Annotated in this window: 20 protein-coding genes; 8 read left to right on the plus strand and 12 right to left on the minus strand. The window is 68.0% G+C overall.

All coding sequences use genetic code 11. The features are described from left to right. The first annotated feature begins 4 nt into the window (after nt 1-4). Nucleotides 5-655 (plus strand): glutathione S-transferase family protein, encoded by a 651-nt coding sequence (locus tag C2862_RS01450; RefSeq protein ID WP_136218326.1) that lies wholly within the window; start codon nt 5-7, stop codon nt 653-655. Between the two features lie 244 nt (nt 656-899). On the opposite strand, the gene C2862_RS01455 is transcribed toward C2862_RS01450, so the two are convergent. The 3 genes from C2862_RS01455 to C2862_RS01465 all read right to left on the minus strand — a co-directional run bounded on the left by C2862_RS01455 (nt 900) and on the right by C2862_RS01465 (nt 4936). Next, on the minus strand, nt 900-1760 hold the full coding sequence (locus C2862_RS01455; RefSeq protein WP_136218327.1) for a hypothetical protein: 861 nt from the start codon (nt 1758-1760) through the stop codon (nt 900-902). A 666-nt stretch (nt 1761-2426) separates the two neighbouring features. Beyond that, nucleotides 2427-3584: an acyltransferase gene (locus C2862_RS01460; RefSeq protein ID WP_136218328.1), complete on the minus strand. Its 1158-nt coding sequence runs from the start codon at nt 3582-3584 to the stop codon at nt 2427-2429. A gap of 173 nt (nt 3585-3757) precedes the next feature. Beyond that, complete coding sequence (locus tag C2862_RS01465; protein ID WP_229467237.1) at nt 3758-4936, minus strand: tyrosine-type recombinase/integrase; 1179 nt, start codon at nt 4934-4936, stop codon at nt 3758-3760. Nucleotides 4937-5037: 101 nt separating this feature from the next. Here C2862_RS01465 and C2862_RS01470 point away from each other — a divergent pair, with 101 nt between their 5' ends. Beyond that, nucleotides 5038-5640 carry a nicotinamidase gene (locus C2862_RS01470; protein WP_136218329.1) on the plus strand — a complete coding sequence of 201 codons (603 nt, stop codon included), beginning with the start codon at nt 5038-5040 and terminating at the stop codon, nt 5638-5640. A gap of 79 nt (nt 5641-5719) precedes the next feature. Here the strand turns inward: C2862_RS01470 and C2862_RS01475 are convergent, their stop codons facing one another. The 3 genes from C2862_RS01475 to C2862_RS01485 form a co-directional block, all read right to left on the minus strand. Beyond that, nucleotides 5720-7114 (minus strand): amino acid permease, encoded by a 1395-nt coding sequence (locus tag C2862_RS01475; RefSeq protein WP_307723529.1) that lies wholly within the window; start codon nt 7112-7114, stop codon nt 5720-5722. Between the two features lie 292 nt (nt 7115-7406). Next, nucleotides 7407-7778, minus strand: coding sequence for a DUF2784 domain-containing protein (locus tag C2862_RS01480; RefSeq protein WP_136218330.1), 372 nt, complete (start codon nt 7776-7778; stop codon nt 7407-7409). A gap of 3 nt (nt 7779-7781) precedes the next feature. Beyond that, nucleotides 7782-10229, minus strand: coding sequence for an alpha/beta hydrolase fold domain-containing protein (locus C2862_RS01485; RefSeq protein ID WP_136218331.1), 2448 nt, complete (start codon nt 10227-10229; stop codon nt 7782-7784). Nucleotides 10230-10457: 228 nt separating this feature from the next. Between C2862_RS01485 and C2862_RS01490 the strand changes: the two genes are divergently transcribed. Further along, entirely contained in the window at nt 10458-10826 is a 369-nt protein-coding gene (locus C2862_RS01490) for a hypothetical protein (RefSeq protein WP_136218332.1), read from the plus strand. 37 nt (nt 10827-10863) lie between these two features. Here C2862_RS01490 and C2862_RS01495 read toward each other — a convergent pair whose 3' ends face one another. From C2862_RS01495 to C2862_RS01505, 3 genes are all read right to left on the minus strand, one after another. Further along, nucleotides 10864-11373, minus strand: coding sequence for a pyridoxamine 5'-phosphate oxidase family protein (locus C2862_RS01495; protein ID WP_229467238.1), 510 nt, complete (start codon nt 11371-11373; stop codon nt 10864-10866). Nucleotides 11374-11478: 105 nt separating this feature from the next. Then, complete coding sequence (locus C2862_RS01500) at nt 11479-13149, minus strand: FAD-binding oxidoreductase (RefSeq protein ID WP_136218333.1); 1671 nt, start codon at nt 13147-13149, stop codon at nt 11479-11481. Next, nucleotides 13146-13898 (minus strand): long-chain N-acyl amino acid synthase, encoded by a 753-nt coding sequence (locus C2862_RS01505; RefSeq protein ID WP_136218334.1) that lies wholly within the window; start codon nt 13896-13898, stop codon nt 13146-13148. The genes C2862_RS01500 and C2862_RS01505 overlap by 4 nt, the downstream gene beginning before the upstream one ends. A 477-nt stretch (nt 13899-14375) precedes the next feature. On the opposite strand from C2862_RS01505, the gene C2862_RS01510 reads away from it, so the two are divergent. Beyond that, entirely contained in the window at nt 14376-15617 is a 1242-nt protein-coding gene (locus C2862_RS01510) for a glycosyltransferase (protein ID WP_210735833.1), read from the plus strand. Between the two features lies 1 nt (nt 15618). Here C2862_RS01510 and C2862_RS01515 read toward each other — a convergent pair whose 3' ends face one another. Both C2862_RS01515 and C2862_RS01520 read right to left on the minus strand, forming a co-directional pair. Continuing rightward, nucleotides 15619-17469 carry an asparagine synthase-related protein gene (locus tag C2862_RS01515; protein ID WP_136218335.1) on the minus strand — a complete coding sequence of 617 codons (1851 nt, stop codon included), beginning with the start codon at nt 17467-17469 and terminating at the stop codon, nt 15619-15621. Continuing rightward, entirely contained in the window at nt 17466-19085 is a 1620-nt protein-coding gene (locus tag C2862_RS01520) for an AMP-binding protein (protein WP_136218336.1), read from the minus strand. Before C2862_RS01520 ends, C2862_RS01515 begins: the two co-directional genes overlap by 4 nt. A 236-nt stretch (nt 19086-19321) precedes the next feature. Here C2862_RS01520 and C2862_RS01525 point away from each other — a divergent pair, with 236 nt between their 5' ends. The 4 genes from C2862_RS01525 to C2862_RS01540 all read left to right on the plus strand — a co-directional run bounded on the left by C2862_RS01525 (nt 19322) and on the right by C2862_RS01540 (nt 23560). Then, complete coding sequence (locus C2862_RS01525) at nt 19322-20164, plus strand: hydrolase 2, exosortase A system-associated (RefSeq protein ID WP_136218337.1); 843 nt, start codon at nt 19322-19324, stop codon at nt 20162-20164. Further along, the gene (locus tag C2862_RS01530; protein WP_136218338.1) at nt 20161-20925 is read left to right on the plus strand and encodes a hypothetical protein; all 765 of its coding nucleotides are present in this window, start codon (nt 20161-20163) and stop codon (nt 20923-20925) included. Before C2862_RS01525 ends, C2862_RS01530 begins: the two co-directional genes overlap by 4 nt. A gap of 94 nt (nt 20926-21019) precedes the next feature. Beyond that, nucleotides 21020-22648 carry an L-aspartate oxidase gene (gene nadB / locus C2862_RS01535; RefSeq protein ID WP_136218339.1) on the plus strand — a complete coding sequence of 543 codons (1629 nt, stop codon included), beginning with the start codon at nt 21020-21022 and terminating at the stop codon, nt 22646-22648. 15 nt (nt 22649-22663) lie between these two features. Next, nucleotides 22664-23560: a DMT family transporter gene (locus C2862_RS01540; RefSeq protein ID WP_136218340.1), complete on the plus strand. Its 897-nt coding sequence runs from the start codon at nt 22664-22666 to the stop codon at nt 23558-23560. Between the two features lies 1 nt (nt 23561). On the opposite strand, the gene C2862_RS01545 is transcribed toward C2862_RS01540, so the two are convergent. Further along, entirely contained in the window at nt 23562-24089 is a 528-nt protein-coding gene (locus C2862_RS01545) for a hypothetical protein (protein ID WP_136218341.1), read from the minus strand. Nucleotides 24090-24167 lie beyond the last annotated feature (78 nt).

Here is a 24167-nt window from a genome sequence, read left to right on the forward strand (position 1 = left end):
CAGCATGCCTGCCACCGTCACCGCCTTCGAAAAATCGCCGGACCGCGGCAGGGGACTTGCACGCGACATGCGCGTGCGCTGGGCCTGCGAAGAGGTCGGCGAGCCCATTGAAGTCCAGCTGGTTTCGTTCGAGGCCCTGAAGGCGCCGGCGCACCGGGCGCGCAATCCCTTCGGGCAGATTCCGACCTGGACGGAAGGAGAACTGGTCCTGTTCGAATCGGGTTCCATCGTGTTCCATGTCGCCGAACGCCATCCGGGCCTGCTGCCGGCGGAGCCAGGCGGCCGGGCGCGCGCCATCACCTGGATGTTCGCGGCGCTGAACACGGTCGAACCGCCGATCGTCGAACGCCAGAACGCGATCCTGGCGGAAGGCCACGAGAGCTGGACCAGGGAGCGGCTGCCGGTCCTGGAGGAACGCATCCGCAAGCGCCTGGCGGAGCTGTCCGCATACCTGGGCGAGCGCGACTGGCTGGACGGCGCGTTCAGCGCGGGCGACTTGCTGATGGTGACGGTGCTGCGCCGTTTGAGCGGTTCCGGCCTGGTCGAGGAGTATCCGAATCTCGCGGCATATGTCGCGCACGGCGAGGCGCGGCCGGCGTATCGGCGGGCGTTTGCGGCGCAGCTGGCGGTGTTCAAGGCGGCGCCGGCGGGTTGAGAAGTCGCTGCGAAGCGCACGGTGCGGCACACGGTGGCGGGCTGGCCGGGAAGTCGGAACATGCCGGCTTTTTGAGCGTAATTGGCGGCGGAGTGAGCTGTGATAGTCCCGTACCTAAAAGACGCATAATCTATATTATGTCAAATACGCTTTGGGCGTGATGGCCGGCGGTGCCGGGTAGCACCCTTCGCCAATGGCAGAACCAGTCCCAGGACCGGCCGCCCGGGTCTGGCCGATTCCCGACTCAGGCGCGCACCTGCTCCGCCGGCAGCCTGGAGCGAAGATAGTCCAGCAGCTTGTCGATCCTGGCCAAGCGGGGTCCTGTCCAGTCCGGATCTTCCGTCGCCCAGAGCTGCGACAGTGTTTCCCGGCGGGCTTCCAGGAATGCGAATGCCCTGGCGGTTTCACCGGCTTCGTCGAACAGTAGCGCCGGCGCGCTGGCCGGGTTGAAGACTTTGTAGCGCGGCTCGTCATGGCGCAGCCGTCTGGAGCGCAATTCGGTTTCCGCACGTTCGAGGAAGCGCGCCGCGGCCAAAGGATCACGGCACTCCTCGAGTACGGGGAGCACGTAATGCTCGCATACGTCCACCAGGTCCGTGCGCAGCTGTTCGATGGTCTCCGGACGGCCTTTGAGCGCCGGAGACTGCAGTTCGAGCCGGTCTTGCCAGCGCAGATGAGCCGGCTCGAAGCGCATGATCGGCGGGTGCGCGGGATCGAAGCCTTGCACCGTGAGCGCGTCGAGGTCCCGGCCGGCGGCGAGCGCGCTCTCGACATGCGCCACGTAAGAAGCGTCGATAGACACCATCGGGCTCAGGCTCCAGGTATCCGGCGCCACTACGGGATGCAATGTGATCGACATGCGGGCGCGCAGGGTCGGCGCGAGGCGCTTGTGCCAGATTGCGAAGTCCGGCCTGCTGTCTTCCTCGGCCGGCGCCGGCTCGAATCCGTACTGCGTCAGCAGGCGGTTCAGCATCTCCAGCAAAGGCTGGTTTTCGCGCGTCCTGTAATCGATCAATAATGTCCGCGTGCGGCGGGCCCAGATAATGTGGTCCAGCATGTCCAGCACGGGTTTGATTGCATTGAGTACATGGCTCAGCAACTTCATCTTGTCATCCTTATGTGGTCGGCCGCCATCTCGCCTGCCGCTGCGGCAGCGGCTGCGGCTACGCGTGCCGGCAGCTTATCAAAGAATGACCATTTTGCTATGCCGGAGTGCTTTGATATCTGCTTTATTGCGTCAAGCCACCTCCTGGCGCGCCAGCAGGGATACCGCCCCCGGCGGATCGGCCGCGCGCATGGACTGAACTCGACAATATATTTGCTAATGTCGAGTTCGTAGTTTTACCGTCTCGTCCGCATGTGGGCGGATTTGGTTGATGCTCAAACCTGAAACGGGACCCGGCCGGGACCCGATGAGGAGCCATCAAGGCGGAGAAACGGCTTTTGTGTATCGAGGCGCTCTTTCCGCGTATAGAATCCGCCTCTCCTCAGGACCCGGTTTTCGTTGTTGTCAATCGATGGTGGGAGCTGCCCACCATCGACCGTCCCGGATGTTTCGGGCCCTACGTCATCCCTGCTCGACTGGTTCGCGCCAGGTGCTGATTACCGAAGGCCACGCCCAGACTCGCGAAAACTGGCAGTCTTGTCGCGGCCGGAACGGAGAGGCGGACTGGCTGGCGTATCCCTCCCCTTTGAAGCACGCGCGCCATCGGCACAGCATCATGCCGGCGGCGGCCGGCTAGCTCAGCCCCAGCCGCCCCACCCTGCCTTCTCAAGTCCGAACGGCGCCGACCCGCGTGAACAGCTGCCCTTTCAGCCACTGGCGGACCCGGCCCGTATTCGCCTCGAACGGCAGATGGAAGAAGTAGCCGCCGACCACGAGCACCAGGAACATCCCCAGGTAGATGAGGTAGTGGGACAGGATGTGGGGCGAGAGCTGGGCGACTCCGAGCAGCGACGAGCTCAGGTACACCAGTACGAAGATCAGCGGCACGTGGAGCACATACACGGTGAACGAGAAATTGGCGAAGAATCGTCCGATGCGGTCGAGCCGGTCCAGCATCGGAGACGGTAGGCGCTTGAACTGCATGCTGGACAGGGACAGTGCAAAGAGCAGGCTAAACACCAGGAACTGGGGAAACGTTGCCGTACTGATCTCGTTTTCGCCATTCAGCCGGATGAGGACGGCGACGCCGCCGATCAGGAGCAGCAGTGCCCAGCGCAGGACCGGTCCTGCCTCGATCTTCACGCGCGAGAAGCCGGCACCGAGCAGCCAGATAGAAAAGTACACGATGATCTCAGGCGTGACCAGCTGGACGATGGCGCCGATCGCCAGCAGCGCCGCGGCCCGCAACACGAGCGATCCGCCGCGAAATACCAGCACGAGCAGCGGGAACAGCACGTAGTACCAGGTCTCGTTGGCCAGGCTCCAGAGGGGGAAGTTCTCGCCGAACGAAGGCACGAGAATGGTCTGGAGCCCGAACATGTTGCCGATGAAGGCGGTCACGGAATACGGATCGCTTGCCGAAAAGGAGACGCGGGCCGGATCGATCGTGCCGACCACGGCGCCGGCGAGCAGCGCGACCAGGAAGGTCGGCACGAGCACCACCCACAGGCGCGAGACCCGGTCGACCGCGTAATGCTGGATCGCCCGGTCCGATTCCATCTTGTTAAGGAAACTTCCGCCGACGAGCCAGCCACTGAGTACGAAGAAAACCATCACGGCAAGGTAAGCGAAGCCCGAGCTGAACGCCATTGCCTGGAACAGCAAGGACGGATTCGCGACCTCACCGAATGCCGGAAACGTTGCCGCACGCAGATGCGCCCATGCCACCACCAGCGCTGCCAACCCCCGAAACAGCGAGATCAACATTGAATGCCAGCTGTCTTCCTGCAGATTGGTTTTCCTTAAAATCGTGATTTTCGGCATTGCCGCCTCTCCTTAGTGAACAAGTTCGGAGTGACGATATAACCCTACAGGTGGCGATATGCTGACCAGTCCCAAGTTAAGTGCCATTGTCTGCACGAAGAGGCCAAATGGCACTTCCTTGGTGCAAGTTATTGAATTTCGGCACCGATCGGCAGCCCTGCGCGTATTTACACTTACCTGCCCTTCTTCGCGTCTTCGTTCAAGATCGAGCCGATGATCTCGTCGTGCCGTTCATTGTCGGTCTTGTGCAGATAGCCGGCGGTCGTGGCAATGTTTGCGTGCCCAGCCGTGTCCTGCAGGGTCTTGAGCTGCACGCCGTTATTGGCATGATTCGTCAGCATGCTGTGGCGCAGCCAGTGGGCCGAGGCATGGCGCAGGCTGGCGGCGATGTCGGCCTCGCCCTGGCGGGCCGCCACCCCGGCCGCTTCGGCGAAACCATTCTTGATCGCTTCCGATGCCGCCTCATCGGTGAGGCGCGTGACCGCCCTGCTCCGGCTCGACAGCACCAGCGGCGTGCGATCGGCGCGCGCGGTGACGGGCGGCAGCCCGAATGTCTCGCGGTAGGCGCGGAAGGCCTCGAGCATGTCGGCGGGGACCGGCAGGCGGCGTGGCTTGTTGCCCTTGCCCATGACGTCGAGCCACCAGCGATTCTTTCCTTCGGAATAGATGTCGCCCATGTTCGCGCTGACCAGCTCATTCAGGCGGGCGCCGGTATGGGCGAACGCGATCAGCAGGAAGCGGTCGCGCGCACGGCGCTGCGCCGCCGCCGGAGAATCGGGCACCCGCTTCGACACCGTCTCGATGGCCAGGGCAATGGCCTCCGGCGTCAGGTAGCGCGTGATGCGGCTGGCGACGGGCGTGCGGACGTTGCGCACCAGGGCGGCGGGATTGCGCCGCAGGTAGCCGGTCTGTTCGGCAAAGGCGAGCAAGCCTTTCACCGCGATCATCGCCTGGCGCCGGCTGGGGTCGGACAAGGGGCCGGTGAACGGACGGTAGCGCGGGTCGCTGCGCGGCCACTTGGTCTTCGAGATCCAGTCGGGCGGCGGATTGCGCAGGAATTCCTTGTAGGCATTCAGGTCGGCGACGTTCAGCTGCGACAGTGTCTTTTTCGCCTCCTCGCGGCACCAGGTCAGGAAACGGTAGAGTTCCTTCTGGCTGTTGGCGATCGACTTCGCGCTCAGTTCGCCATTGCCGATGAATTCGCGCGCGATCTCGGCATCGGTCTGCGCCTCGGTGATAGGGTCGTCGGCGACCCGGAACATCTTGACGTCGAGCCGGCTGCTGGGCGCGTCGTCCGTGCCGGGCAGGCGCGGGGCGAGGTCGATGGGAGCGAACTTGGTCATTGGCTTCATGCAATACTGTGTTTTCATACAGTATAACATGACAAGCCTGCAGCGCCCACGGCCGCAGCGCGTGCTACCCTTTCCATATCAAACCACCCGACAGGAACCCCATGACTACACCAGACCAGCCATTCCGGCTTACTTCCACGGACGCCCTTCTCGTGATCGACATGCAGGTCGATTTCCTCCCGGGCGGCAAGCTGGGTGTGCCGAACGGGGACGCCGTGATCGAACCGATCAACCGGTTACTGGCCCTGTTTGCGGGGCAGGACTTGCCGATCTACGCCTCGCGCGACTGGCATCCCGAGAATCACTGCTCCTTTGCAGCGCGCGGCGGTCCCTGGCCTCCCCATTGCGTGGCCGATACCGCGGGCGCCGCGTTCTCTGAGCGGCTCGCCCTGCCCGCCAGCGCCGTGATCGTCTCGAAGGCCGATACCGCGGACGTGGATGCCTACTCCGCCTTCAATGGCACGGAACTGGCATCGCACCTGCGCGGCCATGGTGTGCAACGCCTTGTCGTGTGCGGACTGGCGACGGATTACTGTGTGCTGAATACGGTGATCGACGCGCGCGAGCACGGCTTCGCGGTGCTGATCGCCGAGGAGGCGATGCGGGCCGTGGACGTCACCCCCGGCGACGGCGAGCGCGCCATCGCCCGCATGCGCGAACTCGGCGCGCAGTCGATCAGGCTCGAGGAGCTGGCGCCGGCCTGAAGGAGTCAATAAAAAACCTGGCCGCGGCAAGCGCCGGCGGCCAGGTTCCAGGAAAGATGCGCCCCTGGGCGCATCGGTATTACTGTGCGTTCAGCTTCGAGCGCGAACGGGCGTAGCCGAAGTACACGGCCAGGCCGATCGCCAGCCAGACGACGAAGGCGACCCAGGTGTGCCAGCTCAGGAAGGACATCAGGGCCAGGCAGAAGATGATGGCCAGGGCCGGGACGACCGGCACGCCCGGGCAGCGGAAGGCGCGGTGCAGGTCCGGGCGCTTCTTGCGCAGGATGATGACGGCCAGCGAGACCAGCGAGAACGCGGCCAGGGTGCCGATGTTGACCAGCTCGGCCAGCACGTCGAGCGGCACGACGGCGGCGATCAGGCCGAAGATGATGCCGACCATCCAGGTCGCGAAGTACGGGGTGCCGTACTTCGGGTGCACGGTCGACAGTTTCGCGGGCAGCAGGCCGTCGCGCGACATGGCGTACAGGATGCGGGTCTGGCCGTAGGCCATCACCAGCATCACGGTGCTCATGCCCAGGATCGCGGCGAGGTCGACGAAACCGGCGACCCAGTCCTGGCCGGCGTACTTGAGGGCCAGCGAGACCGGGTGGTCGACGCCCTTGAAGTTCATAAACGGAACGATGCCGGTCATGATGGCGGCAACGATCACGTACAGGACGGTGCAGATGCCCAGCGAACCGATGATGCCGATCGGCAGGTCCTTGCTCGGGTTCTTGACTTCCTCGGCGGCCGAGGTGACGGCGTCGAAGCCGATGAAGGCGAAGAACACCAGCGCAGCGGCGCTCATCACACTACCCATGCCGAAAGGCATGAACGGCTGCCAGTTGTCCGGCTTGACGTAGCCGACGCCGACGAAAATGAACAGTAGGACGACGCCGGTCTTGATCAGGACCATCACGTTGTTCACGCGCGCCGATTCGCGCACGCCCAGCGACAGCATCCAGGTCAGGACCATCATGATCAGGAAGGCCGGCAGGTTGAACACGGTGTCCACGCCAGGCTTGGCGCCGGGAGCCGCGCGCAGCGCTTCCGGCAGCACCATGCCGAAGCCCTCCAGCAGCGACTGGAAATAGCCGGACCAGCCGACGGCGACCGTCGAGGTGGCCAGGCCGTATTCGAGCAGCAGGTCCCAGCCGATCATCCAGGCGACGATTTCGCCCAGGGTCACGTAGGAATAGGTATAGATCGAACCGGCCACCGGCACGCTCGACGCGAATTCGGCATAGCACAGCGCGGCGAAGCCGCAGGCGATGGCCGCGATGATGAAGGACAGCGTCAACGCCGGACCGGCCGTGACCGCACCGGTACCGGTCAGCACGAAGATACCCGTGCCGACGATGGCCCCGATACCCATGAGGATGAGGTCGGTCGGTCCGAGGACCTTCTTCAGACCGCCGGGCGTGCGGGCGTCCGCCACCATGGTATCGAGATTCTTGGTTCTAAAAAGACTCACTACGTGTTCTCCTGTTTTTTCATAATGTCTCCTCCGGAAGGCCGCCGGATGGGTCCGGCCGGCCTCTTTACTCTCTCCTGCCCCGCTTACGTTTGCTGCGTGAACCGGCCGCGCCGAGGGAAGCTACCAACGAAAAGCGCCTGCAAGACCGCCAGGCGCCGATCGACCCGCTACGTCCGTCCGCGCCCTTGTCCCGGGCGCGGCGAAAAGCATTAACAATAAGCCAGCACGTCCGCATTATTGCTCCGCTACCCCCTGTTCAGCAAGCGCTCATGGCGGCGCGCAGCGTTTTTCAGCCGACGGGCACGGCCCGCCTGCGCCAGACGCATACATACAATACGAGATTGACCGCCGCCACCAGGGCGGCGAGCAGGTACTGGATATCGGCCGTCAGCCAGCCCGGATACAGCAGCCAGCGCAGGTAGTACTCGATGAAGCTGCCCTGGACGTCCGCCAGCCCGGCGCGCAGGCGCAGCAGGTTCTCGAGCGCCGTCAGCGGGCAGCCGCGGCTGCTCAGTTCGATATACACGCCCCAGGCCACGGCCGGCAGGTGCACCCACAGGAAGCGCGGACGGCGCAGCATGAGCAAGGCGCCGAACACGACGAACAGCACGAAACTCAGGTGCACCAGCAAGACCAGCACGGCTGCGGCGGCGTACAGCATGGCTCAGGCCGTCGCGTGCTCGTTCGCGCTCGCGACGTGCGCGCGCGCGAACTGGGCCAGGGCGCCGATGGCGTTCGCCGCCGAGCGCAGGTAGAAGGCTTGCAGGTGGAAGACGTGCCAGCGTTCGCGGTGCAGCTCGAAACGGCAGGACACGCCGCAGGCCCTGGCATGCGCCACCAGGGCCTGCGCGTCGGGCAGCAGGATCTCCTGGTCGCCCGCCTGCACCAGCATCGGCGGCAGCCCGGCCAGGTTGCACCTCAACGGATGATGGGCTTCGGCCTCCGGCGGACAGGCGTACCAGGCCACACCCTGGCGCACCCACTCCGCCCGTACCATCGGGTCGATCGCGGCGATCGGATAGCCGTCGGGCCCGGGCGGCGGGATCCGCGTCACCGGCGAGACCAGCGCCAGCGCGGCCGGCAGCGTATCGCCGCGCGCACGCAGGCGCAGCGCGACGGCCAGCGCCAGCGCCGCACCGGCCGAGTCGCCGGCCAGCACGATGCGCGCGGCCGGGATGCCGGCGGCCAGCATGGCATCGAAGCAGGCGAGCCCATCCTCGAGCGCGGCCGGATACGGATGCTCCGGCGCCAGGCGGTAGTCCGGCACCCACAGCGCCAGCCCGGCGTCGCGCGCCAGGCGCGAGGTGATGCTGCGGTGGGTCCGCGCACTGCCCAGGCAGAAGGCGCCGCCGTGCAGGTAGAGAACGGCACCCTGCCCCGCCTGCTCGGGTGTGACGATCTCGACCGCGAGGCCGCCGACATCGATGCGGCGATACCCGACCCCGCCGACGCCGGGCATCAGCGGCGCCAGCAGGCGGGCGTAGCGTCGTTGCGCAGGGGCGCTGAAAGGCGGCCCGATCAGCGGCTTGAAGGCGGTGCGGAGAAAAGCGCGCTGGAAGGCGGCGGCGCCGCGCTCCGCCGGCGAGCGCGGCGCCGCGATGCCGACGCTGTCGGGCCGGCCGTCGAGGGGCGAGGCGAAGCGGTAGGCGCGCAGGCTCGCGTGGCGGGTCAGCAGCCGGTAGCTGAAGGTGAAGCCCGGCCAGTTGGCGCTGTTGCGGCCGTGGCGGTCGAGGTACCAGCTGCTGCAGCCCTGCCAGACGGCATCCGCCAGGCGCGCGTGCAGGCGCGTGTTGAAGCGCCGGTGCGCGGTCGGCTCCACTTCGACCGAGGCTGCGCCGGCGGCGATCATCTCCCTGCGGCAGCGCATCACATGTTCCACCTGGCTCTCCAGCATGTAGACGATGGAATTATGACCCAGGTTGGTATTCGGGCCGTATAGCATGAAGAAGTTCGGAAAGCCCGGCACCGTCATGCCGAGAAAGGCTTCGGCGCCCTCGCGCCAGGCCTCGTTCAGCTCGCGTCCGCCGCGCCCGGTGATGCGCATCGGCGCCAGGAACTCGGTGGCGGCAAAGCCGGTGCCGTAGATCAGGACATCGGCCTCGTGCCGTGTGCCGTCTTCGGTTTCGATCCCGCCGGGGGTGATGCGGCGGACCGGGTCGGTGACCAGGGCGACCTCCGGCCTCGAAAAGGCGGACAAATAGTCGTCGCTCAGCAGGATGCGCTTGCAGCCGATCGGGTAATCGGGTGTCAGCCTGGCGCGCAGGTCCGGGTTGAGCACGTCGCGCGCGAGCATGCGCCGGAACGGCCGGCCGACCGCGAGCGACAGGATCGCTTTCATGCGCGTGAAGGCCAGCGCACGCGCTTCGTATTTCACGTAGATCAGGCCCCGGTGCAGGCGCATCGCCAGCGGCAGGCGCCGGAACAGCGCCTGCTGCCAGGGCCGGTAGGCACGGTCGCGGCGCGCGATCACGTAGGCGGGGGAACGCTGGAATACCGTCAGCTTCGCCGTCTCGCCGGCAATCGCCGGAACGAACTGGGTGGCCGAGGCGCCGGTGCCGATCACGGCGACACGCTTGCCCGACAGCGAACAGGCATGATCCCACTGCGCGGAGTGAAAGGCGGGGCCGCGGAAGCTGTCGATGCCGGGCAGGCGCGGCAGCAGCGGCCGGCTCAGCAGGCCGGTGGCACTCACCAGCATGCGCGTCCGCATGCGCTCGCCGCTCGCCAGGCTGACTTCCCACAGCGCCAGGGCCTCGTCGTAGCGCGCCGCGGCGACTTCGGTCCGGTAGCGCAGGTGCTTGCCGAGTTCGAAGCGGCGCACGCAGTCGTGCAGGTAAGCGTGGATCTCTCCCTGGCGGGCAAAGGTGTGCGACCAGCCGGGATTCGGGGCGAAGGAGAAAGAATACAGGTGCGAGGGCACGTCGCAGGCGGCGCCGGGATAGGTGTTGTCGCGCCAGACGCCGCCGGGTTCGGCGCCCTTCTCCAGGATCAGGAAATCCTCGACACCGGCACGGCGTAGCGCCACCCCCACGCAGATGCCACCGAAGCCGGCGCCAATGACGAGCGCGTCGCGTATCCCGGCGTCCTCCGGTGATGGGGGTAAGTGTGTCATTTGCGTCTCCTGTCGCGAATGGAGCAATGATTCAATCAATGATTCCAATTCGCAACAATACACGAGGAAAGTCCGCTTGAGTCCCTGTCAAGCAGGAACAGGCTGCGCTTTATGTGCCACGCATGAGGACGACGCGCCGCACTCCTACAAAGGCACGCTGTACGCACCGATGGTACGCGCTTTCGCTGCGGGCATAATCGAAGCGAAGACATTTTCGGGAGACCCACGATGGCTACGCAAGCTACGAACAACGCATCGGCGCCGCAAGGCGATTCTGCTACCCTGGGCCTGGGCGGCGCGACCAGCGGCCAGGCCGGCGCCACGCCCGCGCACGAAACCCAGCAGGAAACGGGCGGCAGCGGCGGCGCGCAGCTCACCCAGAGCACGGGCGAGATCGACAAGGCGCCGGACAGCCGCCCGCAGCAGTCCCCGGATGCACCGCAGGCCGTGCCAAGCCCGGACGGCAGCGCCATGCAAAGCGGGGCGCGCGGCGCCCAGGACACCCGCGGCGACCAGGCCGGCGGTACCGGGACCGGTCTCGGCACGCCGGAAACGGGCGCCAACCAGTCCGAGGAGGACTTGCCGCCCTCACCTTGAGCCGGGAAGCCGGGCATATGCGCCCGGCAACGGCAATTTACGGATTCAGCTTGATCGTGCCGTGCTCGCCCGGATCGACATCCGGCGTGCTGCCGGTGACGGCCGCCTTGGCCATCTGGAACAGGCGCACCATCTTGCTGTCGTTCGAATCCCAGTACTCGGCGCTGTGCGGCGCGACACGCACCAGCACCACGTGCTCGTCGTCCGGGCCGTGCGGGAACCAGGCCTGTACCATCGGGTTCCAGAGGGCGTGGATACGGGCGCGGTCCACCACGCGCTCGGCGGTGCCGCTGATCGAGACGTACAGGCTGTCGTCCGGCTGGGCGAAGCTGACGTTGACTTCGGGCTGGACGGCGATGTTCTGCCACAGCGGGGTGTGGATCGAGGTGTAGAACCAGAGGCCGCCCTGCTCGTCGGTTTCCTGGTTGGTCATCGGATGGCTGATCAGGTGGCCGTGTTCGTCCACGGTCGTGAACATCGCGAAACGCATCGAACGGATCTTGTCCGCCAGCGCGGCCGCCTGGGCCGAGGCATTCGTCATGGACATGGTGTTTCCTTGAAGATTGAGAGAGGATTAAATGAGTTCTCATCCTAGGCGCTGCGGGCGCAACGCTCCGTGCGGCGCCGAACGCAGGCGCCGCGAAGGCCCGCCTCAGCCAAGCTCCCTCGCCACCTCCGGCTGGTAGCGCCCCGGCGCCAGGATGCCGGCCGGATCGAGCGCAGCCTTGAGCGCGCCGACGGTGCGCCAGTAGCTGTCGCCCTGCGGGTCGAGCCGGGCCATGGCGTGATTGCCGACCCGGTAGGGAATGTAGCCGGCGTCGAACATGCTGGCGAAGACTTCGTCATGGCAGGCACGGGCGCGCGCCGTCTCCTCGGGATCGTCCTGGTCGTAGGCGACCGTCAGCACGCCTCCCAGGGTGCGCTCGTTGACCATGCTGAAGGTGGCGAACAGGTCGAAGCCGTATTTGTCGAAGCTGGCCTGGGCGAGCGCGTGCACGGCCAGCATGTCTTCTCCGCGTAGCGGCAGCATGGGCGAGACCCACAGCAGGCCGCAGCCGTCGCGGGCCGGGTCGGCGCGCTCCGGAAAGCCCTTCGGCAGGCCGGCGCGGCGGCGCCAGTAGGCCCCGGCCAGGAAGCGCCCGTTCGGCACGCCGCGGTTCATGGCGAACAGCGATGCGCCCAGCGCCACCTTGGCGCGCAGGCGCCGGCCCGCGCCGCTGGTTCCCAGCAGGCGCGCCGCGAAGGCGCCGGCACGCAGGCTGCGCTCGGTAATGAAGCGAGGACGGGCGGCGGTCCCGCGCAAGGCCTTGCGCAAGGCCGCGCGGGCGGCTGCGACCTGGGCCGCGGTGCCGTACAGGGCGCCCGAGACGCTCCAGGCGCCGACGCCGGCCTCCGCGCGCATCGCCGTTCGCATGTCCTCCGGCAGGCGCGATCCGGTCCCCACTTTGTCGCGCGGGAAGACGCGGCCGCCGGACAGCACCCTCATATCGTTCCCGATGTGCAGGATGCTGCGCAGCGTGCCGTCCAGGCGCAGCGGACGCAGGGCGTCGACGACCGGTGCGATGTCGGCGTGGCGCGGCACGCTGCAGATGAAGTGGTTGACGCATTCGGCCTGGGGCATCAGCCAGATGCCGAGGCGGGTCACGATACCCATGTTCGACTGGGTGAACAGGCCGTCCAGGAAAGGCCCGACGCCATACGGGAACAGGTGGGTCGTGCGCGACTGGGCGTAGTGGCCGAAGCCGGTCTCGAGCAGCTCGCCGCTGGCCAGCACCACCTGCATGCCGGCCACGTGCTGCAGCCGGTTGCCGTAGGGCGAATGGCCGAAGCCGCGCTCCATGATGTTGCCGATGTAGCTCGTGTCCGGACCGGCCCCGGTGCAGTCGGCCCACAGGGGAATGCCGCGATCGAGCAGGTAATCGGAGAGCTGGCGCTGGGTCACGCCAGGTTCGATGACGGCATAGGCCAGCTCGGGGTCGACGTGGATGATGCGGTTCATGCGCGACAGGTCGAGGATGAGCTGGCCTGCGCCAACGGCGCAGCCGTCGCCGTAGCCCCAGTTCTTGCCGGTACTGATCGGGTAGACCGGCAGGCGCCGGCGTGCGGCGATCTTCGTGACCGCGGCGACTTCAAGCGCGTCCGCGGGGCGGACCAGGGCCAGCGGCAGCACCGGCCGCGCCGCCGTGCTGCGCGCATGGCGCTCGCGCGTGGCGTCGTCGCAGAGGAGGTTGGCGGTGCCGACCGCCTGCGCCAGTTCGACGAGCGCTGCGCAGGGCTGGGCATCCAGGTGCGCATCCGGCGGCAGATCATTCAATTGGCTCATGCCCATTCTCCTCCACGGCACAGCGCGGCCAGGCGCGCGCTGATGGCCGGCTCCTCGCCGGCGGCAAAGAAATGCGGGTAAAAGGAGCGCTCGCCGCCGTGCTGCGCGTCGCTGCCGCCCCATTTGCGGATCTGGGCGCCCATCTCGTCGAGCGGCAGGCGCAAGAGCACGGCCGGCGCGCCGACCCGGCTGCAGGTGCGCTCGCCGCCGTACGAAACGAAACCGAGCATGCGCTCGTAAAAGGCCACATGGCGCGGATTGACCTCGATGACGTAGTCGGTGTAGCCGCGCAGCGCGCGCGCATACAGGTAGGAGATGTGGATCAGGGCCGCGAACACCCGCTTCGACATGCCGGCGTCGATCGCCAGGCGCGAAGGCTCGGCCAGGCGCCGGCCCTGGCGCCGCAGGATGTCGAGCCGGTCGCGGAAGTGCTCGTCGGCGGGCAAGGCATTACCCTTGTCCAGCCACAGGCTCATGGTCCCGACCAGCTCGCCCCCGGTTTCGGCGTACAGGGTCACCTTGTCCGCTGCGCCGCGCTCGCCCGCCTCGAAGGCGTAGCCGCGCCAGGCGTACATGCGCCGGACCAGGGCCCCGGTATCGGCGTGGCGGCCCGCCGAGAGCGCGACGCGGATGTTGAAGAGCTGCGGTTCGCTGCGCGGGGCGGCCTGGCCGCCGGCCCGGCGTGCGGCTCCCACGGCTTGCGCCGGCGGCGCCTGGAAGGATGCGATGGGCATTTCGTCTACCAACATACTGTCTCCCTGATAAAAGCGTCCCGCCGTCGGTGGCGAAAACGTCATGAATCCATTCAGACAGAGTCAGCAGTAAGCGGGTTCCCGGGGTTTTGGCCTGTTCTTTGCTATCTGAACATAGATCAAGCTCCCAAGAAATATGTCGCAAGCACGGCGCAGATTGCTCGCCCGAGCTGTGCGTTTCGCTCAGGCATAAGAGTCTTTTGACGGGTATCAATCGGAAAAAGGGTTGCGCAGTGCACGCCGCGCGCAGTCATATAATCTGCTTTTACGGCGTCAGCTTTTACCGCGTCAGCCTTTACTGCGTCGACATTTCCAGCGCCGTGAGCAGGATTTCATCGGAGAACGCCCATGTGCTTCGCCCACCGTCCCCGGCCGGCCCGGCTGCAACGGATTTCGCCCTGTTTCTCGTCTCCTGCCATCTGCCCATGAGTTCCCACAGCCCGTCCCTGCGCCCGCGCCCGGGCGCCGTCTGCCATGGGTAATCGCCCCCTCGCCGCGATGAGCGCGGCCTTTGCACCGCCGCGCCTGGTCGCCCACGTCGTCAACCGGCTCGATGGCGGCGGCGCCGGCAACGGCCTGCTCGACCTGATTGCGCACATGCCGGGTGAACGTTACCGGCATGCCGTGCTGTGCCTGGGCGAGGACGGCATGTTCCACGCGGACCTGCGCGAACATGGCGTCGAAGTCATCGACCTGCACAAGCGCGGCGCCTCCGGCCCCGGCGGCTTCAACCCGAGCCTGGTCCTGCGCATGGTGCGCACCCTGCGCGCGCTGCGTCCCGACGTGGTCCACACGCGCGACCTGGGCGGACTCGAAGGCCAGCTGGCGGCGGCGCTGGCGGGCGTGCGGCTTCGGGTACATGGCGAGTATGGCCGGGACGTCCGGCGCGATTCCGGGTCCGGGTCCGGCTACGGGGACGAATACGGATCGATGGCGGCCGAACCCCGGCGCGGCCGCCAGCCCGGCCTGCTGCGCCGGCTGCTGCGCCCCCTGGTAGGCCACTACATCGCCGCCAGCGCCGAGCAGGAACGCTGGCTGATCGAACAGGTCGGCGCCGCGCCCTCGCGCGTGTCGCACATCTCCAATGGTGTCGACAGCCTGCAGTTTCATCCTCGCCTGGGGCCGCACGCGGCCGTCGGACCCGAGGGCTTCATGCGCGACGACGCCTTCGTGATCGGCAGCGTCGGGCGCATGGACGAGGCCAAGAACGACGTCACCCTGGTCGAAGCCTTCCTGCGCCTGATTTCCTCGCCTCACGCCGCGCACGGGAGGCTGCGCCTGCTGATGGTCGGCGACGGCCCGATGCGCGCCGAGTGCCAGGCCATGCTGGAGCGTGCCGGCGCCGGGCACCGCGCCTGGCTGCCGGGCGAACGGCTCGACACCGCACAATTGATGCGGGCGATGGACCTGATGGTGCTGCCGGTGCTGGCCGAAGACAAGGGCAAGGTGCTGCTGGAAGCGATGGCGACCGGCTTGCCGGTGGTGGCGACCTCGGTCGGCGTGCACAAGGAACTGGTGCAGCCCGGACTAACCGGCATCCTGGTGCCGGCGATGTCGCCCGACGTGATGGCGGCGGCGATCGCCGACTATTGCCGCATTCCCGAGATGGGCGCGCGCCACGGCGCCCGCGCGCGCGGCCAGGTGATCGCGCACCACAGCCTGCCGGCCATGGCGCGCAGCTATCTGGCCGTGTACGACGGCCTGGCCGGAACCTGACTCAGCCGGCGACCAGGGCGGCGGAGTCGGGCTCGGCGCCGCAGCGCCCGGCTCCACGCTGTTCCGGCTGGCGCTGTTCCGGCTGTCGCCGGAACCCATCGCGCCGCGCCCGCGCCAGCCAGCCTTCCAGCATCATCAGGCGCCAGACGGTCTGGCCGTGGCTGGCCGGATCTTCCGGCAGGCGGCGCGCCAGCAGCAGGTCGATGAATTCGCGGCGCAGGATGCGGCGGCCGGCCAGGTCGGACAGGCTGTCGTAGGCCAGCGCGCGCAGGCGGGCGTCGCTCTGCAGCCAGTGTCCGAAGGGCAGAACGCACGCGCTGTGCGCGGCCTGCGCCGCGCCCACCTCGCGCAGGGCTTGCGCGAACAGGCGGCGCGGCCCGCGCCCGAGCTTGTGGCGCGGCGCCAGGCGTGCCGCCATGGCGACCACCGCGTCGTCCAGGAAAGGCAGGACCGGCTCCAGGTTCGAGGCCGCGCAGGCGGCGGCGAAGGCGGGAACGATGCGGCATGGCAGATCGCCCTGCAGGGACAGGTCGATCGCGCGGTTGGCCGGGCTGCGCGCCTGGGCCAGCCACCAGGCTTCTTCCTGGCGCGCGGCGGGCAGCTCGGGGTCGAGCAGCTCGAGGAAATCAGGTTCGAACATGGCGGCCCAACCGTAGGCCAGCAAGGGATTGCGGCGCCGCAGGCGCGCCAGCGGCGGCGCCATCGACAGCTCGATGCGGGTGCGGACCCGCTCGAAGGTGCCTGGCAGGCGCGCACCGAGTCCGAACAGCAAGGGCTCGATGGCCAGCTGGCGCAGCGCGGCGGGCAGGCGTTCGTAGCGGTTGGTCCTGGCCAGGCCGGCGTAGCGCCCGCGCCCGAACAGCTGGGCGGCACCGAAGGCGCCATGCAGATGCGTGCAGCCGTCCTCGCGCGCCATGCGCGCCGCGAACAGCATCGCCACCGCGCCCGGATCGCCACAGGGCGCCTCGCAGGCTTGTATCAGCGCGTCGATGGCGTCGGCGGCGTCGCCGGCAGTGATGGTCTGTTCGCGATGGCGGCTGCCGGCCTTGCGCGCCGCGGCACGCGCGCGCGCCAGCATGCCGGCGCCGCCGCTGCCGAATCCGACCGCATAGCTGCGCAACGGATCGGCCGCCCCGCGCTGCAGCAGCGTCGCCAGCAGCGTGCCGGCGGCGCCGCCGCCCAGCATCAGGGCGGCGCCCGTCCGCTCGGCGCCCGCATCGAGCGCGCAGGACAGCGCGTCCAGCAGTTCCGTGTGCGGCGCCTGTTCGGCGGCATGCTCGGTATAGCGCATGCGCCAGTAGCGAATCCGTTCGACGCGGCCGCCATGCAGGTGCAGGCATTCACCGGGCGCGAGGCGGCGCTGGCCGGCGAACATGGAGCCGGGGCCGTGCACGGCATGCAGATAAAGATAGTCGAACACGGCCTGCGCATCGAGCTCGCGGCCGGCGCCCGGATGGCGCGCCAGGGCTTCGCTGCTGCTGGCGAACAGCAGGCTGCGTCCCGCCATCTGCCAATACAGTGGCCGCGTGGCGCAGCGGTCGACTGCCAGCAGGGCTTCGCCACGGCGCTCGTCGAGCAGCGCGAAGGCAAAATGGCCGGACAGGGCGGCGCAGGCGCGCGCCCCGTGGGTGCGCCACAGGCGCGCCAGTGCTTCGACCCGCTCGCCCCAATGCACGATCAGGAGCCCATCCTGGTGATACAGGCTGGCTTCCTCGGGTCCGGCGGCGAGCGCCACCGCGCCCAAGCCGTGGCCGGCGCAGCGCGGCGTGCGTCCGCCGGCGAAGCTCGCTGCCATGTCTTCGACCGGGAGTGCCGCCGGTTCGGTCGACACCCATCCGCACAGGCCGCTCATGGCGCGACCTCGGCAAACAGCGGCGCCAGCTCGCCGGCCAGTAGCGCGCGGTCGATCTGGCCGTCGCGGGCGCGCGGCAGCGGCGCCCGGCGCACGTCGACCATGGCCGGCAGCATGTGCTGCGGCAGGCGCGCGCGGCAGGCGCCGAACAGGATGGTGGAGTCGAGCCGGGCCCCGGGACGCGGTGTCGCCAGCACGGCGATCACCTGCCCCAGTACCGGATGCGCGACCCCGACCGCCGCCGCTTCGGCCACCAGGCCGGTGCCGACCACGATCTTCTCGACTTCGCGCCCGCTGATTCGGTAGCCGCCGCTGACGATGATCTCATTACGGCCCTCGGCCAGGTAGAGGTAGCCGTCCAGGTCCTTGCGCGCGCTGACGCCGGGCCAGTAGCCGGGTTCGGAGTGGATACTGCTGCCGGGATTGCGGCCGGCAGGTCCGGCCGCCGGCGGCAGGAAGCGGAACTGCTCGCTGCCGGCTTGCGGATCGTTCCAGTAGCCGAGCGGCACCAGCGCGCCGCGGCGTACCAGTTCGCCCGTCTCGCCCGGTGCGCACTCGCGCCCATCCGCGCGCAGCACCAGCCATTCCGAATACGGGGTCGCGCGCCCGATCGAGCCCGGGCGCTCGTCGAGCTGGACCGGCATCAGGCTGGTCGAGCGGCAGGCTTCGCCGATGTCGTACAGCAGGTGGATGCGGGTATGCGGCAGCCTGGCGCGCACCAGTACGAGGGCTTCGCGCCCGATGCCGCCGCCGGCGCAGCTTGCGACACGCAGGCACTCGGCGGCGCGCTCCAGATCATGCTGCACCAGTCCTTCCCAGGTCGCCGGCAGCGCCGCCAGGGCGGTGATGTCGCTAATGGCGAGCAGTTTGGCCAGCGCCGCGGGATCGGCGCGGCCGGCCGCATCCAGCACGACGGTGGCGCCGGCGGCGAGGCCGGCCAGCAAGGCGTTCAGGCCATAGTCGCCGTGCAGCGGCAGCGCGGCCAGCAGGCGGTCGCCTGGCTTGATGCCGAGGCAGCGTGCCGTCGATGCGGCCCCGGCAACCAGGTTACGGTGCGACATGGCCACCCCACGCGCGCCGGCAGCCGGCCCCTTGCCGCCAACCGTGTAGACCAGCGCGGCCAGCGTGGCGGCGGTCGTCGCGGACTGCGGACCGGTGGCGCTTGATGCCAGGAAGGCATCCCAGGACTGCACCGGCAGTGCGCCGGCCCTGGGCGTTCCGGCACTGTGCACGACCACGCTGCGCAGCGGGGGGCAGCCGCCCAGGGCTGCGCCGAGGAAATCGTAGCGCTGGGCGTCGCTCACCAGCAGGCGGGCGCCGCAATCGCGCAGGATGGCGACGCACGCGCCGGCATCGAGGTCCGGATCGATCGGGACGAAGGCGCATCCCGCCTGCGCGGCGCCCAGCAGTGCAACCACCGCAGGGGTGCCGACCGGCAGGCAGACGGCCACCCGTTCGCCGTCGCCGATGCCGGCGGCCCGCAATGCGCCGGCGAAGGCAGCGATCGCGCCGGCCAGGCCGGCATAGCTGATGCGTTCGGCGCCGTGGCGCAAGGCGGTGGCCTGCGGCGTCCAGAGGGCCGCTTCCTCCACCAGTTCATGTGCCAGCTGGGCCATTTTTTCCTCCGATCATGCTCAACGTAAAAATGCATGATTGAGAAAAACTGCAAGCCGGTCATTGACTAGGATCAATAGAAATTGCTTGGTCACAGCTGTGTACGCGCAAGACCGGCCCGTGGCACGCGTGTCTAATTGACATAAATACATGATCGTTAAATTGACAAATCGCCGATAACCCGGTCTCGACACGCCCAGCCCGCGCGCCAGGCCCTTGAGTGCAGGAGAACGCAGCCATGAATGCTCCGCTGCTGACCACGCCGCGCGTGGAGCCGTTTTTCTTCGATGCCGAGCCTGGCACGCGCTTCAGTCTGTACCACGCGCCGAATCCTCATGTTGCGCCGCGCGGCGCCATCCTCTACGTCCACCCTTTTGCAGGTGAACTCAGCCGGACGCGGCGCATGGCGGCCCTGCAGTCGCGCGCCTTTGCCGCGCTCGGCTACGCTGTGCTGCAGATCGACCTGTTCGGCTGCGGCGACAGCTGCGGCGAATTCAACGCCGGGCGCTGGCAGATCTGGCAGGAGGATCTGGTGCTGGCCGCCAACTGGCTGGCCGAGCGCGAGAGCGGGCCGCTGACGCTGTGGGGCCTGCGCCTGGGGGGACTGCTCGCGCTGGACACCGCTGCCCGTCTCGATGCCCGCTGCGTCCTCTTGTGGCAGCCTTACATGAGCGGGCGCGCCTGCATCAACCAGTTCCTGCGCCTGTCCGAGCAGCTGCAGGATCCGGCGCCCGGCGCCCCGCGCAGCACGGCGGCGCTGCGTGCCCAGCTGGCAGTGCATGGCGCGATCGAGGTCGGCGGCTTCGAGGTGGCGGTACCCTTGGTGAAAGCGATCGACGCCTGCGACGCCGCCCATGTGGTCTTGCCGCCCTGTCCGGTGCACTGGTTTGCCTACGGCGGACCGGCGCCCGCGAAAGTGGCTGCCAGTGCGGCGCGCCTGGCCGAACGCTGGCGCCCGTTTGGCGCCAGCCTGCATTTCCATCCGCTCGAGGGTTCCCCGCTCTGGAGCGGCGATGGCGAACTCGATTGTCCTGGCTTGCGCGCCGCCACCTGTGCCCTGTTTTCGGGAGAACCGGCATGAAAATCGAACAGCGCGCCTTGCGCTTCCATTGCGCCGGCAACGCCCTGATCGGCATCGTCGACGTGCCCGAGCGTCCTTTGGCGCGCGGCATGCTGATCCTGGCCGACAGCAGCCAGTACCGTTCCGGCAGCCACCGCCAGTTCACCCTGCTCTCGCGCCTGCTGGCGGCGCGCGGCGTGGCCGTGCTGCGCTTCGACCGCCTCGGCGCCGGCGACAGCGAAGGCATCCCGGCCCTGCAGGGAGGCGAGGACATCGGCGCCGCGATGAAAGAATTTTTCATCCACGTGCCCGAAATGAAAGAATCTGTCATCCTCGCCCCGGGCGATGCGGCAAGCGGGGCGGCCCTGTATGCGGTGGGCGACGCGCGCGTGACGGGCCTGGCCCTGCTCGATCCCCTGCTTCCCCAGGTCGCCGCCGGTGTGCAAAGCCCGGCCTTGCACTACGGCCCACGCTCGGCGGCCGACCGCCTGCTGCGCCGCGCCGCCGCCTTCCGGCGCGCGGCCAGCCGCGTGGTCGGACGGGAGACCCCGACCCCGAGCGTGCCGCCGGCGCTGGCCCAGGCCCTGGGCGGCTTCGGCGGACGCGTGCTGCTGGTCTGCGGCGGCGCCGGCTCCCCGAACCTCGATGCCGCACGCGCGCTCGAGGGCCAGCATCCGCGCAGCCGGCGCGTCGAGATCGCCCATGCGAGCCTCGATGCGCGCCGCAGCGCCTGGCGCGACGCCGTCGCCTTTGCCTGCGCGGGCTGGCTCGGGTCCTGGTAACGGGTAGCCACCCCGGGGCGGCCCCGGGGCACGGGGGAACGCACCCACGGCAAATCGTCTATGATGATGCTTCTATACAAACATCATCTGTGCCATGAAATTTGACGTAGCAATCGTCGGCAGCGGCCTGGCCGGCCTGTCGGTGGCCCTGCACCTCGCGCAAACGCGCAAGGTCGCCATCATCTCCAAACGCGCGCTGCTCGACGGCGCCAGCGACTGGGCCCAGGGCGGCATTGCCGCCGTCCTCGATTCCGGCGACTCCCACGACCAGCACATCGCCGATACCCTGGTGGCCGGCGCCGGCCTGTGCGACGAGGCCGCCACCCGCACCATCGTCGAACACGGCCGCGCCGCCATCGAATGGCTGATCGAGCAAGGCGTGCCCTTCACCCGCGACGCCTCGGCGGAACTGGGCTTCCACCTGACCCGCGAAGGCGGCCACAGCCAGCGCCGCATCATCCACGCGGCCGACGCCACCGGCCACGCGGTGCAGGTCACGCTGGAACAGAAGGTGCGCGCGCATCCGAACATCTCGCTGTTCGAACACCACTGCGCGATCGACGTCATCACATCCGACAAGCTCACCGGCAAGGGCGTCCATGGCGGCGCGCCAAGCCTGGTCGGCCAGCCGCGCTGCCACGGCCTGTATGTGCAGGACGAGCAGAGCGGCAAGGTGCTCACCTTCGAAGCCGAGCACACCGTGCTGGCCACGGGTGGCGCCGGCAAGGTCTACCTGTACACGACCAATCCCGACACCGCCACCGGCGACGGCATCGCGATGGCCTGGCGCGCCGGCTGCCGCGTCTCGAACATGGAGTTCATCCAGTTCCACCCCACCTGCCTGTACCACCCCTACGCCAAATCCTTCCTGATCACCGAAGCGATCCGCGGCGAAGGCGGCCTGCTGAAGCTGCCGCCGGAAGCGGGTATCGCCGCCGGCACGCGCTTCATGCCGGCCCACGACGAGCGCGGCGAACTGGCCCCGCGCGACGTGGTGGCGCGCGCGATCGACTTCGAGATGAAGAAGCGCGGCCTGGACTACGTCCACCTCGACATCAGCCACCAGAGCCCGGAGTTCCTGAAGGAGCATTTTCCGACCATCTACGCGCGCTGCCTGGAACTGGGGATCGACATCACCAGGGAACCCATTCCCGTAGTGCCTGCGGTGCACTTCACCTGCGGCGGCGTGGTCACGGACCTGGCCGGCCGCACCGACATCCCCGGCCTGTACGCGGTCGGCGAGACGGCCTGCACCGGCCTGCACGGCGCAAACCGCCTGGCCAGCAATTCGCTGCTCGAATGCGTGGTCGTGGGCCGCGCCTGCGCCAGCCAGATCGCAGCCGCGCCGCGCGTCGACAACCCGGTGCTGCCGCCCTGGGACGAAAGCCGCGTCACCAACGCCGACGAAGAGGTGGTCATCGCCCACAACTGGGACGAACTGCGCCGCTTCATGTGGAACTACGTCGGCATCGTGCGCACGACCAAGCGCCTGGAACGCGCCCAGCACCGGATCAAGCTGCTGAAGGAAGAGATCGACGAGTACTACCGCAACTTCCGCATCACGCACGACCTGCTGGAACTGCGCAACCTGGTCGACGTGGCCTCCCTGATCGTGAATAGCGCCCTGTCGCGCCACGAAAGCCGCGGCCTGCATTATTCGCGCGACTATCCCGACACCCTGCCGAAAGCGCTGCCGAGCGTGCTGACGCCGGACCGGCGCTGAGCCAGCGCAAAGCCCGTGAATCGCAAGCTGCCCCTCTCCACCGCGCTGCTGTTGACGGTGCCGCCCCTGCTCTGGGCCGGAAACGCCATTGTCGGCCGCATGGTGCGCGACGCCGTGCCGCCCATGACCCTGAACTTCCTGCGCTGGAGCATCGCCCTGGTGGTGCTGCTGCCGCTGGGACGCGCGGCGCTGCGGCCGGGGAGCTCGGTGCTGTCCAACTGGCGCCGCTACAGCATGCTGGGCCTGCTCGGCGTCGGGCTCTACAACTCGCTGCAATACCTGGCCCTGCAGAGCTCCACGCCGATCAACGTGACCCTGGTTGCCTCAGGCATGCCGGTCTGGATGCTGCTGGTCGGGAAGCTGTTCTACAAGGCGCCGGTGAAGCCCAAGCAGCTTGTCGGGGCACTGCTGTCGATCGTGGGCGTGCTGGTGGTGCTGTGCCGCGGCGACCTGCAGCAGCTGGCCGCGCTGCGCCTGGTGGCGGGCGACCTGTATATGATCCTGGCGACGATCGCCTGGTCCTTCTACAGCTGGATGCTGATGCAGCAGCGCGATGTACCCGCTCTGCGCGCCGACTGGGCGGCCTTCCTGCTGGCCCAGGTGGCGTATGGCGTGCTGTGGTCGGCAGCGCTGTCGGGGGCCGAGTGGGCAGTGAAAGGGGTCGATGTCGCCTGGAGCTGGCCGCTGGCCGCCGCCCTGCTGTACGTCGCGATCGGCCCGGCGATCCTGGCGATGCGCTGCTGGGGCGCCGGCCTGCAAAAGGCGGGGCCGACGCTGGGCTCCTTCTTCATCAACCTGACGCCGCTGTTCACGGCGCTGCTCTCCTCAAGCTTCCTCGGCGAGGCGCCGCACCTGTATCACGCGCTGGCCTTCGCCCTGATCGTCGGCGGAATCGCCGTGTCGGCGCGCTAGATCACTGCTGGGGCATCAGGTTGGTGCTCCACCAGACGCTGGCGATCTTCCACTTGCCCTCGAGGTCCTGCATCATCTGCCAGGTCTCGATGCCGTAGTTGTAGACCTTGCCGTCCTCGACGAATTCGTAATCGAACATCACCCAGGCGACGTTCTTGTCCTGGGTGATCTTGACGTTGTAGAAGCGTTCCTCGACCGGGACCTTGCTCTCGCGGATGAAGCGCGCGAAGTCGTAATAGCCGCCGGCGCGGATGCCGGTCGCGGTCGTGTCGAAGCCTTCGCGGATCTTCTTTATGTTTTGAGGCGAGGCCGGCGACGAGAACGGGATATCGGAATTGAGCATCAGGGACGACAGCAGCTTGATATCCTTGGTCTTGAGCGCAGTCTGGAAGTCGGCCACGACCTGTTCGATCGCGCGCCGGTCTTCAGGCGTGCTGGTGTGGCGCCCGATGTAGGCAGGTGGCTCGGCGGCGTCGACAGTGGCGGTGGCGAACAGCAGGGCCAGCAGCGCGGTCAGCAAGAATCGCATGGTTTCCTCTTCAAGTTTGTGGAGTCCCTACGGTATCCACGGGCGCGCGCTGCGGCCAGCGCCGTGTGATGAACACCC

It is taken from the genome of Massilia sp. Mn16-1_5, from assembly GCF_004798585.1.
Lineage (GTDB): Bacteria > Pseudomonadota > Gammaproteobacteria > Burkholderiales > Burkholderiaceae_D > Telluria.

Coding starts and splice junctions, on each gene's coding strand:
- C2862_RS01450 (WP_136218326.1), top strand. CDS start 5: ATGCCTGCCACCGTCACCGCCTTCGAAAAATCGCCGGACCGCGGCAGG.
- C2862_RS01455 (WP_136218327.1), bottom strand. CDS start 1,760: ATGAAGTTGCTGAGCCATGTACTCAATGCAATCAAACCCGTGCTGGAC.
- C2862_RS01460 (WP_136218328.1), bottom strand. CDS start 3,584: ATGCCGAAAATCACGATTTTAAGGAAAACCAATCTGCAGGAAGACAGC.
- C2862_RS01465 (WP_229467237.1), bottom strand. CDS start 4,936: ATGAAGCCAATGACCAAGTTCGCTCCCATCGACCTCGCCCCGCGCCTG.
- C2862_RS01470 (WP_136218329.1), top strand. CDS start 5,038: ATGACTACACCAGACCAGCCATTCCGGCTTACTTCCACGGACGCCCTT.
- C2862_RS01480 (WP_136218330.1), bottom strand. CDS start 7,778: ATGCTGTACGCCGCCGCAGCCGTGCTGGTCTTGCTGGTGCACCTGAGT.
- C2862_RS01485 (WP_136218331.1), bottom strand. CDS start 10,229: ATGACACACTTACCCCCATCACCGGAGGACGCCGGGATACGCGACGCG.
- C2862_RS01490 (WP_136218332.1), top strand. CDS start 10,458: ATGGCTACGCAAGCTACGAACAACGCATCGGCGCCGCAAGGCGATTCT.
- C2862_RS01495 (WP_229467238.1), bottom strand. CDS start 11,373: ATGTCCATGACGAATGCCTCGGCCCAGGCGGCCGCGCTGGCGGACAAG.
- C2862_RS01500 (WP_136218333.1), bottom strand. CDS start 13,149: ATGAGCCAATTGAATGATCTGCCGCCGGATGCGCACCTGGATGCCCAG.
- C2862_RS01505 (WP_136218334.1), bottom strand. CDS start 13,898: ATGTTGGTAGACGAAATGCCCATCGCATCCTTCCAGGCGCCGCCGGCG.
- C2862_RS01510 (WP_210735833.1), top strand. CDS start 14,376: ATGGGTAATCGCCCCCTCGCCGCGATGAGCGCGGCCTTTGCACCGCCG.
- C2862_RS01515 (WP_136218335.1), bottom strand. CDS start 17,469: ATGAGCGGCCTGTGCGGATGGGTGTCGACCGAACCGGCGGCACTCCCG.
- C2862_RS01520 (WP_136218336.1), bottom strand. CDS start 19,085: ATGGCCCAGCTGGCACATGAACTGGTGGAGGAAGCGGCCCTCTGGACG.
- C2862_RS01525 (WP_136218337.1), top strand. CDS start 19,322: ATGAATGCTCCGCTGCTGACCACGCCGCGCGTGGAGCCGTTTTTCTTC.
- C2862_RS01530 (WP_136218338.1), top strand. CDS start 20,161: ATGAAAATCGAACAGCGCGCCTTGCGCTTCCATTGCGCCGGCAACGCC.
- nadB (WP_136218339.1), top strand. CDS start 21,020: ATGAAATTTGACGTAGCAATCGTCGGCAGCGGCCTGGCCGGCCTGTCG.
- C2862_RS01545 (WP_136218341.1), bottom strand. CDS start 24,089: ATGCGATTCTTGCTGACCGCGCTGCTGGCCCTGCTGTTCGCCACCGCC.